At 73.0% G+C, this 15,035-nt stretch carries 14 protein-coding genes; 4 read left to right on the forward strand and 10 right to left on the reverse strand.

The window, feature by feature from the left end:
* Positions 1–42: 42 nt before the first annotated feature.
* Genes ABD481_RS25540 through lxmK form a run of 8 tightly spaced genes read right to left on the reverse strand, consistent with a single transcriptional unit; the run spans position 43 to position 7,852 of the window.
* Entirely contained in the window at positions 43–1,416 is a 1,374-nt protein-coding gene (locus ABD481_RS25540; protein ID WP_344668284.1) for a M16 family metallopeptidase, read from the reverse strand.
* On the reverse strand, positions 1,413–2,783 hold the full coding sequence (locus ABD481_RS25545; RefSeq protein ID WP_344668285.1) for a M16 family metallopeptidase: 1,371 nt from the start codon (positions 2,781–2,783) through the stop codon (positions 1,413–1,415). Before ABD481_RS25545 ends, ABD481_RS25540 begins: the two co-directional genes overlap by 4 nt.
* Complete coding sequence (locus tag ABD481_RS25550; RefSeq protein ID WP_344668286.1) at positions 2,780–3,547, reverse strand: hypothetical protein; 768 nt, start codon at positions 3,545–3,547, stop codon at positions 2,780–2,782. The genes ABD481_RS25545 and ABD481_RS25550 overlap by 4 nt, the downstream gene beginning before the upstream one ends.
* Positions 3,540–4,508 carry an ABC transporter ATP-binding protein gene (locus tag ABD481_RS25555; protein WP_344668287.1) on the reverse strand — a complete coding sequence of 323 codons (969 nt, stop codon included), beginning with the start codon at positions 4,506–4,508 and terminating at the stop codon, positions 3,540–3,542. The genes ABD481_RS25550 and ABD481_RS25555 overlap by 8 nt, the downstream gene beginning before the upstream one ends.
* Positions 4,505–4,702 carry a PLDc N-terminal domain-containing protein gene (locus ABD481_RS25560; RefSeq protein ID WP_344668288.1) on the reverse strand — a complete coding sequence of 66 codons (198 nt, stop codon included), beginning with the start codon at positions 4,700–4,702 and terminating at the stop codon, positions 4,505–4,507. The genes ABD481_RS25555 and ABD481_RS25560 overlap by 4 nt, the downstream gene beginning before the upstream one ends.
* Positions 4,703–4,749: 47 nt before the next feature.
* The gene (locus ABD481_RS25565) at positions 4,750–5,757 is read right to left on the reverse strand and encodes an LLM class flavin-dependent oxidoreductase (protein ID WP_344668289.1); all 1,008 of its coding nucleotides are present in this window, start codon (positions 5,755–5,757) and stop codon (positions 4,750–4,752) included.
* Positions 5,754–6,746, reverse strand: coding sequence for a T3SS effector HopA1 family protein (locus ABD481_RS25570; RefSeq protein ID WP_344668290.1), 993 nt, complete (start codon positions 6,744–6,746; stop codon positions 5,754–5,756). Before ABD481_RS25570 ends, ABD481_RS25565 begins: the two co-directional genes overlap by 4 nt.
* A 2-nt stretch (positions 6,747–6,748) precedes the next feature.
* The gene (gene lxmK, locus ABD481_RS25575) at positions 6,749–7,852 is read right to left on the reverse strand and encodes a class V lanthionine synthetase subunit LxmK (RefSeq protein WP_344668291.1); all 1,104 of its coding nucleotides are present in this window, start codon (positions 7,850–7,852) and stop codon (positions 6,749–6,751) included.
* Positions 7,853–8,149: 297 nt separating this feature from the next.
* Here lxmK and ABD481_RS25580 point away from each other — a divergent pair, with 297 nt between their 5' ends.
* From ABD481_RS25580 to ABD481_RS25595, 4 genes are all read left to right on the forward strand, one after another.
* The gene (locus ABD481_RS25580) at positions 8,150–8,311 is read left to right on the forward strand and encodes an LxmA leader domain family RiPP (protein ID WP_344668292.1); all 162 of its coding nucleotides are present in this window, start codon (positions 8,150–8,152) and stop codon (positions 8,309–8,311) included.
* A gap of 223 nt (positions 8,312–8,534) precedes the next feature.
* Positions 8,535–9,866 (forward strand): cytochrome P450 family protein, encoded by a 1,332-nt coding sequence (locus ABD481_RS25585; RefSeq protein WP_344668293.1) that lies wholly within the window; start codon positions 8,535–8,537, stop codon positions 9,864–9,866.
* On the forward strand, positions 9,863–10,195 hold the full coding sequence (locus ABD481_RS25590; RefSeq protein ID WP_344668294.1) for a helix-turn-helix domain-containing protein: 333 nt from the start codon (positions 9,863–9,865) through the stop codon (positions 10,193–10,195). The genes ABD481_RS25585 and ABD481_RS25590 overlap by 4 nt, the downstream gene beginning before the upstream one ends.
* Positions 10,196–10,278: 83 nt before the next feature.
* Complete coding sequence (locus ABD481_RS25595) at positions 10,279–10,749, forward strand: flavin reductase family protein (protein ID WP_344668295.1); 471 nt, start codon at positions 10,279–10,281, stop codon at positions 10,747–10,749.
* A 42-nt stretch (positions 10,750–10,791) separates the two neighbouring features.
* On the opposite strand, the gene ABD481_RS25600 is transcribed toward ABD481_RS25595, so the two are convergent.
* Positions 10,792–12,657, reverse strand: coding sequence for a LuxR C-terminal-related transcriptional regulator (locus ABD481_RS25600; RefSeq protein ID WP_344668296.1), 1,866 nt, complete (start codon positions 12,655–12,657; stop codon positions 10,792–10,794).
* A gap of 182 nt (positions 12,658–12,839) precedes the next feature.
* Positions 12,840–14,888 (reverse strand): S53 family peptidase, encoded by a 2,049-nt coding sequence (locus ABD481_RS25605; protein ID WP_344668297.1) that lies wholly within the window; start codon positions 14,886–14,888, stop codon positions 12,840–12,842.
* Positions 14,889–15,035: the final 147 nt, after the last annotated feature.

A 15,035-nucleotide genomic window follows, 5' to 3' on the forward strand; every position in this document is an offset into this window, starting at 1 on the left:
GTATTCTCGCCGCTTCATGGCCGCCGCTTCATGGCCGCCGCTTCATCGCCACCGCTTCATTACCGCGGCTTCATTACCGCCGCTTCGTCCGCTCCGGGTGGCCTCGGACATCGCCAGGCGCAGCCGGCCCGGATCGCAGTGTCCGGGGTCCCCGACGACGACGAGCGTGAGGGCGGCCGGGTCGACGGCGCGCGCCAAAGCCTCCGACGCCTCGATGGGAGTCACCGCGCCGACCGCGGCGATATGGGCGTCCTGATAGTCCTCCGACAAGCCGGCGCCGATCAGGCCCGCCCGGCTCTGCGCCACGGCACGGGGTGTCTCGAACATCAGCGGCATGGTGCGCACGAGGTGTTTCCGGGCCGACTCGCACCGGGCCGGATCGAGCCCCTCCAGCCGCGCCCGGTGCAGGATGTCCAGCAACCCGGACAATGCGTCGGGTGTCGCGTCGCCCCGGATCGCGCCCGCGATCGAGAAAACGCTTCCTCTGCGCAAGGGCACAAGTCGCGTGTCGAACCCGTAGGAGTAGCCGTCGCGCTCCCGCAGCGCCGAGTTGATCAGCGAGGTGGCGCCGAAGCCGAGCACATGGCCGGCAACGGTCAGGGCCGGCCAGTCCGGGGAGCCGCGATCGGGCCCGAAGGTTCCGAGCGCCAGCCGGGTCTGCTCGGCGCCGGGACGTTCGACCACGATCAGCCGCGGCGTCGCGCGTGGCACCGGGGCGGGGTGCGCCGTCGCGAGCCGCGCCCGCGCCGCCCAGCCGCTGAAGGACCGCTCTGCCAGGGCCGGCACGTCCACCGTGCTCAGGTCGCCGACGACGATCAGGGTCGCGCGATCCGGGCCGACCACGGACGAGTGCAGTTCCAGCAGCGCTTCGGACGTCAACGCCCGCAGCGAGTCCGCGTCGCCCTCCACCCGACGGGACATGCGGTGCCCGGGATCGACCATCGCGTTGATCACGTCGACCTGGGTGCCGCCGGCCGCGTAGGCGTCGAGCTGCGCCGCCGTACGAGTCGCGTACCGCCGGACGGCGTCGGCGGGGAACCGGGGCTCGGCGACCGCGACCGCGAGGAGCTGGAGCGCGGTGCCGAGCCCCGCGGTCGGGACCTCCACGACGAGCCGCGGCCCGTCGGGGCCGGATCCCGGGAACCAGGTGGCTCCGACGCGGGCGAGCCGGGAGACGAGCTCGTCGGAGGTCAGATGTCCCGCTCCTTCGGCGAAAGTGTGGGCCATGGCCAGCAGGGCGCCGTCCAGTCCTGGGGGCTCGGCCGCCAACGGAACGTCGAGCCCCAGGACGGCGACCGCGACGGGTCTGCCGGGAAGGTGGACCGTCTCGATCACGAGCCCGTTCGCCAAGGCGGACCGCCGCACTGCGGGAAACCGCCAGGCCGGCGGCGGGGCCACGGCGGGCCGTGCGCTCACGACGCCCACCACGCGGATGCCGGCGCCGCGTGGTAGGCGACCACCGCTCGGTCCCGGCCGCGCGGCCACGCCTTCGCGGCCTGGCGGACGGCGTCCAGGTCCGGCGCCTGGGCCCGCGGCTCCGTGTCGTCCATGCCGCCAAGGCCGCCGAGGCCGCCGAGGCTGGCGGGTGCCAGCGCCCACCTGGCGAACTCGTCCGCCCGTCCGGCACAGGAGCTGAAACGTTGCAGCCGAGTGCGCCGAAGCTGCGCGGCGGCGGCCTCGAACTCGTCGGGGCCGGGGCCGTCCGCCATGAACCGGTCGATCTCTTCAAGCACGAGCGTCTCCAGATCGTTGGTCGACACGCCCGGCCCGGGGTGCGCGCGCACGCTGCCGATCGAGGTGCCGGCCAGCCTGAGGACCTCGGCCGCCACCTGGATCGACCAATGGTCCCGGACCACGAGCCGACGGTGCAGCCGGCTCGTCACGCCCGCCCCGAGCGCGGTCAGGGCGATCTCGGACGCGTTCGCGCCGGGTGCGTGCTCCGGCGGCAGCCGGAAGGCGATCTGGACGAGCCCGCCGTGGGTCCCGTCCGCGTCGTCCCTGGACGGCTCGCCGCCGGCGGCCGACCCGCCGGCCGACCCGGGGACGGTTTCGGGGGCGGTTTCGGGTGCGGTTTCGGGTGCGGGCTCGTCGACCGCCGCCCGCGCCGGAGCGTCGGCCGCGGAGAACGCGAAGTACCGCTCGACCGACTCCGCCACCCGCTCGGCATCGACGTCCCCGACCACGCTCAGCACGGCGTTCCCGGCGACGTAGTGGTCCCGGCGGAACGACGCCAGCTCCGCCGGGCCGACGGTGGCGAGGTCCCGGTCCAACCCGACGGGCGCATGATGGTAGGGGTGCCCGGCCGGGAACAACAGTCTCAGCGTCCGACGGAGGAGGTCCCCGAACGGCGTGGACCGCTCTGTCTGCCTGCGCTCCTCGACGACGACCCGCCGCTGCGCGGCGACGGCGTCGGCCGTCGGGTTCCCGGTCGGAGGCGCCATGCGGTCCGCTTCCAGCCACAGCACCAGATCCAGCGCGCCGACCGGAAAGCGCTCGACGTAGCTCACGCTGTCCAGACCGGTCCTGGCGTTGGAGGTGCCGCCCTGCTCGCTGATCAGCGCGGTGTGCTCGCCGGGCCGGACGTTCCCGGAGCCCTGGAACATCAGGTGCTCGGTCAGATGCGCGGTGCCGCTCCCGCCCGGAGGGTCGTACGCGGACCCCGCGAGATAGGACACATTCACCGCCGCGACCGGGACCGTGTGGTCCTCGGACACCACGACCCTCAGGCCGTTCGGCAGGCGGGTCCGAAGCGCCGGGATCCGGCCGGGTCCGGGCCCGGTCATCCCGTCTCCCGCCGGGCTCCGACCCGGCACCCGGCCAGGAGCAGGACCGCGCCCGAGAGCACGGCCGAAACGACGGCATACTGATAATGGCCGGCGGTCGCCGAGTGCCGGACCAGCGCGTCGGGCGCCCGGACCAGCGCCGACGGGAGCCAGGACCCGAGCCGCGGGATCGCGCCGACGAGCGGGAGCAGCAGCAGGACCACGAGCGCGTAGCCGACGGTGCCCAGGCTGCTCCGGGCGAACGCGCCGGCCGCCGCGGTGACGACCACGGCGAACGCCAGGTAGACCGAGCCGAGCAGGGCCGACGCCGCCATCGCGCCCGCGTCCGGACCCCCGATCAGCACGGCGGTCTCGTACCAGGCGGCGGCGAGCCCGACCAGATAGGCCGCGATCGCGCCGCAGGCGGTCACCACCGCGCGGGGGATCAGCAGGGCGGCGAACGAGCGGACCCGGGTCCGGTAGAAGACGGTCAGCGCGGGGCGGGAATCGATGGTGCAGGCGAAGGCGGCGACGACGACCACGACGACCAGGCCGAGTTGCAGGCTGTTGCTCGCATAGCCGCCGACGCCGTCCGCCGGCACGGCCGGCGCGACCGCGGTGACCGTCAACCGGGATCCGGTCGAACCGCGCAGCAGGTCCGGGAGGTACCGGGCGGCGAGCGGTTCGCTGAATCCGAGGAAGGCGAACACCGCGAGCAGGGCGAGCAGCCGGTGGCTGCGCCACAGCCGAAGCCACTCCACCCGCCAGGCCGTCAGGTCAGTCATCGGCGCCGCCACCTCCTGGGATCCGCTCGCCGGTCAACGTCAGGAAGGCGGTCTCCAGATCGGCGTCGACCGGGTTGAGGCTCACCAGCCGCGCCCCGGCGGACCCGAGCTCGCGCGCCAGCCCGAGCTCGCCGGCCTCCGCGGACCGGGCCTCGACGACGAGGCGGCCGTCCTGGCCCGCGTCGGCGCCGACCACCCAGGGCAGGGTCCGCAGACGCTCGGCGAGCGGCCCCGCCGCGCCGCGCACCCGGACCTCCCACACCGGCCGGGCGTACGCGTCGATCAGCCCGCTCATCGTCCCCTGGAACAGCAGGCGGCCGCGGTCCAGAACGCCCACCGAGCCGGCCACTCGCTGGACGTCGGGCAGGACGTGGCTGGAGAAGATCACGGTGCGGGTGCCCTCCAGACCGGAGATCAGGGCGAGCACGTCGGCGCGACCGGTCGGGTCGAGCGCGCTGGTGGGTTCGTCGAGGATGAGCAGCTCCGGATCGAGCACCAACGCCGCGGCGAGGCTGAGCCGCTGCTTCATCCCGCGGGAGAAACCGCCGGTCCGCCGCTGCGCGGCCTCGGTGAGACCGACCTCTGCGAGCCGGCGGGCCACCGCGTCGCTCTCCCGCTCCCGGCCCCGGTCCCCCTCCCCCCGCCCGGCCGACGCGGCCAGGCCCAGGGACTGCCGCACCACCTCGGCGGCGGTGAGCCAGGGCTCGAACTCCGGGGTGTCGGGGCAGAACGCGGTCCGTCCGGGGGCGACGCCCATCTCCACGCGGCCGGCGTCGGCCCGGCGGAGTCCGGCGATGATCGAGAGCACGGTGGTCTTGCCGGCGCCGTTTCGCCCGATCAGGCCGTACACCTCGTTCTTCGGGACCTCCAGATCGACGCCGTGCAGCCCGGCCCCGCCGCCGTAGTCGCGCACGAGGCTGTGCGTGCGGACGGCGTGCGCCGCCGCCGTCCGCGTCGTCAACGCTCGCCCCGGCCGACGAGCAGGTACGCGATCGCGCCCAACGGGACCGCCGCGCAGCAGAGCACCGCCCACCCCCAGCGGGGAAGGTGTCTGGTGTCGGGCCGCCGGGCCAGGTCGATCAGGCAGTAGACGACGAAGGCGACCGCCAGCAGAACAATCGGCGCGAAGGCCGCCCAGCTGGTCCGCGAGTGCACGCCGCACCCCCCCCTCTATCAGAACTCTGTGTTACTTCGGGACCAGGCTACAGTGCCTGCCGCGCCCCGTGGCCCCCGCCGGAGTCGATCTCGGCGAGGATCTCCTCCAGGTCCCGGAACGCCTCGTCGGTTCCGAAGAGGTTGGAGACCGCCGTCGGGTTGAGGACGACCTCGTCGACGCCCATGGCGTGCTGTTCCCGGATCGCGGCCGCGACCTCGCTCGCCTTCCCGTACACGAACACGCCCTCCTCCACGAGCTCGCGGGCACCGGCGACAGGATCGGCCGAGTGGACGTCGAGTCCGGCCCTGCGCAACATGTCGGTGTAGTGCGCGGCGCGCAGATGGCTGCCGGCCCCGCTCTGCGCGAGCAGCATCGGGCTGCGGCCGGGTCGGTCGATCGCCACGTGCACGACCGAGGCGACCCGCGGTGGCTTCCGTCGGCCGCCGGCGCCCTCGGCCAACGCCGGGACCAGCGTGTCGCGGACGTAGGAGGCCGGCGTGAGCCAGGTGATCGCGACGTCCGCCGCGCGGCCCGCCGCCCGCGCCATCGCCTCCCGCAACACACCGGCTCCGACCTCGACCGGCGGATGCTCCAGCGGGGGCAGTGCCTGGTCCATCTGGTACAGCGACCCGTGGTGGGTCACGCGCTCGCCGCGCAGCAACGCCTGCATGATCGTCAGATACTCCTCGACCGCCTTGGCGGGGCGGTCGTAGGGGCTGCCCCGCAGGCCGCTGACGAAGCGCGCGTCCGCGGCGCCGTAGCCGACCGTCACCGGTTGACCGGTCAGAGCGGCCAGCGACCTCGCCTGCAACGCGGCGTCCAGGGGGTGGCGCAGCACCATGAGACCCACGCCGATCCCGACGGAGATCTCGCAGCCCGCCCCGGCGAGGTAGGCCAGGACCGGATGGCTCTCGACCCGCAGCGACTGGCCCATCCAGAGGCGGACGGCACAGGAGTCCCGGACCAGGCGGCCGAAGGGCAGGATCGAACGCCCGTCGACAGGCTGCTGCGGGAACAACACCGAGACCGACCCGGGGCGCGGGCCGGCACTCATGGCCGCGCCTCGACGACGAACTCCGGGGAGTCGAGGTTGCGTGCGGGCTCCCGGGGATCGATCGACGCCTCTGTGAGGGCTTCGGCGATCGCCTCTTCCAGAACCGGCGCACCTGCCAGATGGCGCAGGATCCCCTCCGCGAGCGCCGCTGTCCGGTGCTGTCCGAAGCTCATGCGCTTCCAGCCGGTCCGCTGGTCGGCGGGTTCCCAGGCCATACCGACACCGGGGGCCAGGCGGGTGGTGAGCGGCGAGGTCACCGGGTCCAGGCCCGGCACAGCGGCCATCACGCCGGCCACCTCACCGGCGTGCCGCCAGGAAGCCTCGGGCAGATACACCACGATGCCGTCTCGCCGGGGGTAGGAGTCCGGGACCGACAGCACCTTCGCCCGGTAGGGCGCCTTCCGGTCTTCGAGCGCGCCGATGACGCTGCTCCATGCTGACGGAGCCGACGCCGCGTCCGCGACGTGTGCGTAGAGCCGAAGCACCGGCCCCTGGTCGGGAGCCGCGGGTGTCGAGCTGGTGACCAGCAGGAAGCCGGGGCTCAGCATGGGGCGGACGGCGGGCACCGCCAGCAGCACGTGTCCGTCGTCCCGCGGGCCCTCCAGAATCGCCCCGGCCGCGACCCGCACCCGGGTCCGGCCGACGTCGACCAGGACCTCGTCGGGGCCGGGGTCGGGCCCGGGGCCGGGCCCGGGATTCGGGCTCAGCACGGCCTCGACCGGGCTGGTCGCGTGCGGCACGCCCGCGATCAGGAGCGCCTCGAAGTCGACGTCGCGGCCCGGCGCACGCGATCCGCCCGCGTCGTTCCGGATCCCGGCGTGGAGTTCGGCGTAGAGGGCCGACGCGAGCTCGTTCCTGACCTCGCCGACGGATTCGCCGCGGACCGTGCGGCTGCCGAACGTCACGCTGGTGCCGCCCGGCTCCACCGTGAGGCCGCTGAGGAAGTCGGTCAGTCCGGGGCCGAACTCCCCGGTCGTCGCGATGGACACGCTCACTCCCCGTCCCGGATCAGTCCGATGGTCTCGACGAAGTCGTCGGGGTTGATCAGTGCGTTGCGGCCGATGCCGGCGATGCCGCGTTCCATGGTGCTCAGGTAGGGCCTGACCATGGCGCCGGCCATCATCCGGTCGAACAGGTGCCATCCGGCATGCGCGGTGACCCGGACGGCCAGGTCGGGATCCACCGGACCCCGCTCGTCGAGATAGCCGGACCAGAACGCGGAGACGAAGGGCCGTATCCGCTCCAGTTCGCGCTCGCCCTTGGCCACCAGGTCCTCGTGGATCCGCGCCGCGGGCTGGTCGGCGGCGAACTCCACGTCGGCGAACATCAGCGTCGCGGCGCGGTGCAGCCACTCACCGACGAGCGACCCCAGGTCGACCGCCGCGTCCATCCGACTGAACTCCTCCCAGTCGGTGATGTGCAACTCGTCGGCACCGACCAGCAGGAACTGGTCGAGCCGGAGGTCTCCGTGGCTCGGCACCTTGGGCGCGTCGGCGGTCCTGCGGTCGAGGGCTTCCAAAGCCCGGCGCAGCGGCTTGTCGTGCTGCATCAGGGTCCAGACTTCCAACTCCCCGCCGCTGGCCTCGGCGTACTCGGCGAGGGTGAGCGCCTGGAGCCTGCCGCCGATGCCGCCGACCTGCTCGGCATCGGCGTCCTGCGCCACCTTGCAGGCGTGGAGCTCGCCCACGCCGCGCCCCATCCGCCTGGACAGCGAGGTGTGGAAGCGGTCGTCCTGGACGAGCGTGTTCGCGCCGACCGCGCCGGTCAGGGCCCGGAACACCAGCAGCCCGTCCTGCTCGTCGCCGCCCAGGTACTCAGGGCTGCGCCAGGACCGGAAACCGGCCTTCGACGCGGTGGCCTGGAACGCCGCACTGCGCCGGAACCGGCGCAGTGCGGCGGGTCGTGGCCCGGTCAGGCGCTTGAGGAACAGTTCGAAACCCTGATCGGTCCGGGCCGTCCAGTTCTCGTTCCGGCCCAGCAGGCGGGTCAGGCTGTCGAGCGTCAGGGCGCCGAGGCCGAGCGACCGTACCGTCCGGGTGAGTTGGTGGAAGCGGGCCGGCGCCGTGATGACTGCGGATCCATCGAGCACGTCCATGGTCACGCAAGGTAGTCGGGGGCGGATCCGCCTGACGACCGGCAAAACCTTGCCGTGTGCCCGGCGCGACGCGCGGTTGCTGGCAGGTTCCTGCCGGCATTCATCGGCGCCGTGCCGGATCCCCTAAGGGTCGAGACGGCTGGGACGGGCTGCCGCCTGCCGAGCAGCCGCTGCGCGCAGCCGATCGCAAGGTTCTGCTATATCGCGCCGTCCAGCCCGCTTGCTTACCTGAGCGTGGCGGGAGCACCGAAGGGACCCGCCGATCGGCTCCCGATGTGTAGTGAGGAGGTGAATCACATGTCTTCCGACCTCATGAGCGGCTACGCCGCGTACGCCAACCTGGACGAGATCGTGGCTGAGGCGAGCTCGGCGCAGCTCTCCTCCGGCCCGGACTCGGTCTCGGTGACCGTCTCGGTCTCGCTGAGTGCGTCCTGGTCGTGGTCCTGGTCCTGCGGCTGACCGCCGTGGCCGGGCCCGAAGAAACCTGTCGGCTGCGGAGGTGGATCGTACCCCTGCGCAGCCGGCGGGCCGCGGTCGTGCCACGGGGCCACCGCGGCACGACCCGCCCGGCAGACCCGCCCGGCAGAACCGCCCGGCAGACCCCTGGACCCCGGGTCCGCCATCGACACCGCTCGGCGCGGACGGACCCGGCACGAGCGGAACCAGCCACGACAGGATTCCCATGACCAGGTACCAGCAGGGTGAGACCGAACCGGTCGACCTCGCGGATCAGGACTTCCTCCGAGACCCCTTCAGCGCCTATGCGCGGATCCGCGAACGTGCGGCGATGGTCCGCGGGATCCTCCCGGGTACTGAACCGTGGTGGATCGCCACCCGCTACGAAGATGTGCGGGCCCTGATGAAGGACCCGCGCTTCGTCAACAACGCCGCGAACGTCCCCGGGGTCCCGCCGCGACCCGGGATCGACCGCAGGCGGCTCGCCGGGGGTGTCCCGGCGGACTACCTCAAGTACCTCCAGGCCGGCATGCCGGGCCTGGACGGCGCCGATCACGAGCGGGTGCGCCGCCTGGTGGCGGGGGCGTTCACCGCCCGCCGGGTCGCCGGCCTCCGTCCCCGGATCGAAGCGGTCGTCGGCGCTCTCCTCGACCGGCTTCCCGACGCGGCGGACTCAGGAGTCGTGGACCTGCTCGCCCACTTCGCCTACCCGCTGCCGCTCACGGTGATCTGTGAGCTCGTCGGCGTGCCGGAGGCGGACCGCGGGCGCTGGCGGGAGTGGAGCGCACGGCTGTCCGCCGGCGCCGGCGACGCCGTCGTCGGCATGGTGGACTACACGCACGCCCTCGTCGAGCGGCGCCGGTCCGCCCCGCGGGACGATCTCGTCTCCGCGCTGGTCCGGGCCCGCGACGCCGACGGCGACGGCGACCGGCTCAGTGACACGGAGTTGGTCACTCTCGTTCTCAGCCTCGTGGTCGCCGGGCACGAGTCCAGCGCCCACCTGATCGGGAACGGGATCGCGGCCCTGCTCGCGCACCCCGACCAGCTCAGCCTCCTGCGAACCCGGCCGGAGCTGCTCCCGGACGCGGTCGACGAACTCCTGCGCTGGTGCGGGCCGGTCGTGGCGGCGTTCAACCGGTACGCGACGCAGGACGTCGCCTTCGGCGGCGTGACGGTGCGGCGGGGCGAGTCGGTGCTCCCGGCCGTCGTGGCGGCCAACCACGATCCGCGCAGGTTCCGGGCGCCCGAGGCGCTGGACATCCGGCGCGAGACCGGCTCGCGGCGTGAGGCCCATCTCGGGTTCGGGCACGGACCGCACTACTGTCTGGGCGCGCCGCTGGCCCGCCTCGAAGGCGAGGTCGCGCTCGGTGCGCTGTGGGACAGGTTCCCGGACCTCGCACTCGCCGTCGCTCCCGGCGAACTCCGCCGGGTGCCCATGAACGGCGCCTGGCGCCTGGTCTCGCTGCCGGTGCGGATCAGCGGCGGCTCGCCGCCCGCGGCGGCCCCGGCGAACGCCACCTCCGCCGCCACCTCCGCCGCCTCGGGGGTGCCGGAATGACCCGGGCCGGGCAGCAGCTGCCGCTGGCGCTGCGGAACAGCCTGTCGATGCTGGAGACCCTGACCGACCGCGAGATGACCGTCCTGCGCATGCTGGCCGTCGGCATGGACAACCGCGCGATGGCCTGGCATCTGCGGATCCGCGAGGCGACCGTGAAGCGGCACATGACGACGCTCCTGGCCAAACTCGGACTGACCTCGCGTCTGCAGGCCGGCCTCGTGGCGTTCGCTGTCTGCCTCGATGGGACGCTCACTTGGTACGAGGGCGCTCCCGAGTCGGCTCCGTACCATATCGGCGTGCGGCTGACCCCGAGAGCGACACCGGGATGACCGCCCCCGGTGTCCGGCACACCCTCCCGCTCCCGGCGCCTGCGCCCGCCCGGCAGACGACGTCCGCCGAGTTCCGTTCCGTCATGGCCACGCTGCCGACCGGTGTCGCCATTGTGACCGTGACCGGTGCGGACGGGCGTCCGTACGGCATGACGTGTTCCACCGTGTCCAGTGTCGCGGTCGCTCCGCCGACGCTGCTCGTGTGCCTCCGCAGCGCGAGCCCGACCTGCCAGGCGGTCCTGGCACGAGGCGGATTCACCGTGAACCTCCTCCATCGCGGCGCACAGTCGGCCGCCGAGCTGTTCGCGTCGGGAGCACCCGACAGGTTCGACCGGATCGGGTGGGACACCGCCCCGGACGGCGCCGGACCGCAGCTGACCGAGCACGCGCACGCAGTTCTCGACTGCGATCTGGCCCGGTCCTTGGAGGTCGCGGACCATCACGTGGTCATCGGCACGGTGCGCGCGAGCCGACGCCTGGGCTCCGAGCCTCCTCTGCTCTACGGGTTCCGTCGCTACTCGGCATGGCAGGACCCCGGGCACAGGGCCGGATGAGCCGGCCCGGCGGCGGCCCCGCCCCCCGTCAGCCGCCGCCCGTCAGCCGCCGCCTTCGGCCGATCCGGCCGACGCGTGGATCCAGCCGGCCACCTGGACCCGCGAAGTGCACTCAAGCTTGCGCATCACCTGGCGCAGATGGTTGACCGCGGTCCACTGCGAGATCCCCAACCGCCGCGCGACCTGTCTGTTCGTCAGCCCTTCGGCGACGAGTCTGGCGACCTCTAGCTCACGCACGGTCAAGTGGGTCTCCGCGGCTCTGCCGTCCGTCCCGTCGCGGTGCGGGCTCACCGGCGCCGCCACAGTCCGCGGCGGTCCCCCGTCGGCGATCACACCCGGCGGATCGCCGCCGAACCGGCATCTGGCGAGGAGGCCGAGGACCTCGAACGGGGTCGAGCAAGCACCTTCCCGGAACAGGGCGGTGTACTCCTCGTCACCGATCAGGGCCGCGATCTCGTATTCCCGGTCCGCGACCGAGGACTCGCCGCAGTAGTGCTCCGGTGTCAGCCACACGTAGCAGGCGCCGAGCATACGAGCGGTGTTGGCGGCTCTGGCCGCCACGCCGCGTACCAGACAGCTGCCGGCGAGCTCCGCGAGCTCCGAGACGAGCACCCGGTTGCCTGTCCTTCGGAGCTTGGCCGTGGCTCGTTCGAAGTATCCCAGGGCGGTGGCCTCCTCCCCGACCGCCGCCACGAAGACGGACATCGCCAACAGAGCCCGCCCCGCGGTGAGGTCGTCGCCTCGCAGCGTCGCGTCGGTGAGGGCGAGGCGGACGTGGCACATCGCGGCGTCGGCCCGGGCGGCGAAGTACTCCGCCCATCCGAGGTCCAAGGCGGTGTCCGCGAACACCGGACCGGAGTCCTGGGCCGCCGCCAGCGCGGCGTGCAGGTGGGCGACTCCCTCCTCCGGGTTCGACGCCACCGCGCTGAGGCCGCGCACCCGCGCCGACGCGCCGGACGACGCGATCTCGTCCAGCAGCGTGCCGGCTGTCTCGCTCTCGCCCCGCCTGGCGAACGTGTCGGCGAGCACCACCTTGAGCGGCTCGAGTTCGGCCGAGCTCGTGGTCAGGTGCCGGTCGAGGACGGCCGCCAGCAGGTTCCTGGCCCCGTGGGCCGGCTTGTACCTGTTCCAGATGGGCAGCAGAGTCTTGAGGGCCTCGGTGACGTCCGCATCGCTTCCGACGTCGAGAAGATAGGTGAGCGCCGCCTCCAGGTTGTCGGACTCCGAGCACAAGGCCAGCAGCGCCGTCCACTGCTCACGCGTCGACAGCGCCGTGATCTGCTGTCGGGCGAAACGCAGGTAATAGGCGGCGTGGTCGGCCCGACGCCCCTGCTGCCACGTCCCGAACCTCTCGGCCGCCCGGCGGGCCGTCACCAGCGCGTTGACCGGGACGTGGAAACGCCGCCGGGCCAAGCCGCCGAGGGTGCCGGAGTACTCCTCGGTCGATTCGACGAGGTCCTCGTCCGCCAACTCGAAAAGCGACTCCACGGCGTCCTCCTGGCCGGACACCGCCCGCATCGCCTCGCTGCCGAAGCCGGTCCGGAACCAGTACGCGTAGCCCAGGACCCGGTACCGCGGATGCGCCGGATCGGCCACAGGACGCTCCGGGAGCTGCTTCTCGACCAGGGCCGCGAGGTCGTCCGGCCCGTCCTCGGCCGTCAGGGCGTCCGCCAAACAGTCCAGGCCCTCCTCGTGCGCGATCCGGGACATGAGGCATAGGTCTGTTTCGCCCCCGTGCGACTGGCGGCAGACCTGTACGACCTGCCGGTAATTCCCGCGATGGAGCCGGAAGTCCGGCTCCATCGCGACCATGGCGTCGACGAAGAACCGAACCGCCGGGCTCCGGCCGAGCGCGTCGAGATCGGTCCAGCTGTAGTCGGCCGGCAGCGAATGGCGCTCGCCGATCATCAGGCCATTCATCCGGTCGGCAGGGATGGCGTCATCCGGAATCGTTTTCCGGAAACTGTTTCGGGCATCGCGATCAACCTTTCCCCGTTCGAGCACTCCGCCACGGGGACGCCGGGCGGAGTGCGCGTCTTCGTCCGTGTCTGGTGTCTCGGCAGACAGGCCCGCGGCCCCCGTGGCCAGGCCTACCGCACCGGGGCGGGCGGGCGGCCCCGGACGAACAGAGGGCTCGGCGTCCCGATTCCGGTGACCGGGTCGTAGCCGGGGGCCGTCGCGAGTCCCTGGTCCCGGTCCAGAGTGAACACCGCGTACGAGCCGCCGCCGTAGGGCGGGAAGACGACAGCGGCCGGGGGCGGGCCGCCGTCGGTCCCCGGTGCCACATCGTGGAACCACGGCGTGCCGGAAAGCCGGTAGAGCGCGGGATTCTGGAATCCCGGCGCGTGCCCGCGGGCCTGCGCGGCGTCCGCCTGGATCCCGGCGAACAGCGGTGCGGACAGACTGGTCCCGCCCAGGGTAACCTCGGCGTAGACCGGCGTCGGCGCGGTTCCCACCGGCTGGGTGAAGCCGATCAGCAGGCCGGTGAGCGGGTCGGCGTCCATCGCCACATCCGGGACGACGCGCGACCGCGCACCACCGGCTCCCGCGGACAGCGAACCGGGTACGACGCCGAACTGGTACCAGGGCTCGGGGAACAGCGGAGCGGCACCCCCGCCGGCCCCCTGCCAGAACCCCGTGTCCGTCCAGGTCGGGCCGGTCCGCACCTGCAAGCCGCTCCCCCAGCCGGACTCCCATCGGCGGTGTCCGGATCCGTCGATCGCGAGCGTGGTCCCGCCGACCGCGGTCACCCACGGGGACGCGGCGGGGTACTCGGCCTGCGTCCGCGAGGAGCCCTTGTGCGCCCCGCACGCCGTCGCCGGATCGTCGTCGCCGCAGTCACCGGAGGAGAAGTCGAAACCGATCCCCTCCACCGCGCCGAGCTCGAAGACGAACTCGTACTCGGCGATGATCGAAGGCTGCTGATTCCCGGACGTCGTGGCGAGCGGATCGCCCCAGGACGCCGAGACGATGTCGGCCCGGTGGTTGTCGACGATGTCGGCGAGTGCCGCGACCAGATCGGCGTCCTTGCACGAGTTCGCACCGTAATACAGCACCTTCGCGTCCGGTGCGACGGCGTGGACGGCTTCGACGTCCAGCGACTGCTCGGTGGTCCACTGCCAGCGGCTGCAGACGTCCAGGTCGGTCCACTGGTCCTGGGTGACCTTCTCGGTGTACTGACCCGGCGCGAATCCGGCCGTCGCGCGGTACGCCGAATACGTATTGGCGTCCGCGGGCATCGTCGATGAGCCGTAGGCCCCGACCACGGCGACCGTGTACCCCGCGCCGCTGGCTCCGGCCCCGCCCGCACCGTACGCGCCGCGCAGCTGCTGGGGCGTGTAGCCACACGTCAGGTAGGGCAGGTCCGTGCCGTAGGGGGTCACCACCCCGGTGGCGATCTTCTGCCCGAAATAGTCCGAGCAAGGGGTCGGGTTCAGGTTGAGCGGTCCGCCGGCGGCCGAGGCGGGGCGCGCCTCGGCGGGCTGCCCGGTCGCCTGGGGAAGCGCTATCAGATCCGCCGTCCGGTAGCCGGACGGCCGGTCGTCGAGCCCTGTGACGGCCAGCACGTCGGGTCCCAGCGCGGCCGGAACCGTGGCCGGCGCCGCCGGCGCCCGGAACACGCCGTCCGCCGTGGCGTACTCCCGGACCGCGGTGCCGAACGCCTTCTCGGCCGCCGCCGCCGTGCCGGTGACGGTGACCGTGTGCGCGGTCACCCCGACGGTGTGCAGGCCGGCGCCGGCCAGCCACCTTTCGACCGCGGTCGCCTGCTGGGCGGTCGCCCCGAAGCGCGCCCGGGCTTCGGACGCGGTCAGATGGTGGCCGTAGGCGGCATCGCTCGGATCCGAGACCGCCCGCGCGTACGCGGCCAGACCCGCGGGGTCCTTTCCGGCCAGATAGACCTGGATGGTCAGCGCGGTGTCGTCCCGGACCGGGCCGCGGTCGGCCTCCGCGGTCGCCCAGATCGGGTGCGTGCCTCCTAGGGAAGTGGCGCCGGGCGCGCCGGGCGCCGTGGAGGGCGGCGCCGAACCCGCGGTCCCCGTCGTCGCGACGGCGACCAGCGCCGTCGCCGCGACCGTCCCGAGCGTTCCGGCCCGGATGGCGAACCGGCGGGGTCCACGAAGCGGTTTCGACAGTGGCAAGGTCTCTCCCCCGTTCCCTTCGGGGGATTCACCCCCCGACCTGGATTTGTCGAGCCGATGCGAGCCGGCCTTCGACGCGGCGTCGTGACTCTCCCCCGAGAATGCGGCCGCGACGACGCCGTGGGTCGGCGCACATGCCAGAGCTCT

Origin of the sequence: Catenulispora yoronensis (assembly GCF_039531695.1) — a bacterium.
In the GTDB taxonomy this organism is placed as follows: Bacteria; Actinomycetota; Actinomycetes; order Streptomycetales; family Catenulisporaceae; genus Catenulispora; species Catenulispora yoronensis.

Excerpts from the sequence above, each read along its gene's own strand:
- ABD481_RS25590 (WP_344668294.1), top strand. The coding sequence starts at position 9,863 with ATGACCCGGGCCGGGCAGCAGCTGCCGCTGGCGCTGCGGAACAGCCTG.
- ABD481_RS25585 (WP_344668293.1), top strand. The coding sequence starts at position 8,535 with ATGACCAGGTACCAGCAGGGTGAGACCGAACCGGTCGACCTCGCGGAT.
- ABD481_RS25580 (WP_344668292.1), top strand. The coding sequence starts at position 8,150 with ATGTCTTCCGACCTCATGAGCGGCTACGCCGCGTACGCCAACCTGGAC.
- ABD481_RS25600 (WP_344668296.1), bottom strand. The coding sequence starts at position 12,657 with ATGATCGGCGAGCGCCATTCGCTGCCGGCCGACTACAGCTGGACCGAT.
- ABD481_RS25545 (WP_344668285.1), bottom strand. The coding sequence starts at position 2,783 with ATGACCGGGCCCGGACCCGGCCGGATCCCGGCGCTTCGGACCCGCCTG.
- lxmK (WP_344668291.1), bottom strand. The coding sequence starts at position 7,852 with ATGGACGTGCTCGATGGATCCGCAGTCATCACGGCGCCGGCCCGCTTC.
- ABD481_RS25595 (WP_344668295.1), top strand. The coding sequence starts at position 10,279 with ATGGCCACGCTGCCGACCGGTGTCGCCATTGTGACCGTGACCGGTGCG.
- ABD481_RS25565 (WP_344668289.1), bottom strand. The coding sequence starts at position 5,757 with ATGAGTGCCGGCCCGCGCCCCGGGTCGGTCTCGGTGTTGTTCCCGCAG.
- ABD481_RS25550 (WP_344668286.1), bottom strand. The coding sequence starts at position 3,547 with ATGACTGACCTGACGGCCTGGCGGGTGGAGTGGCTTCGGCTGTGGCGC.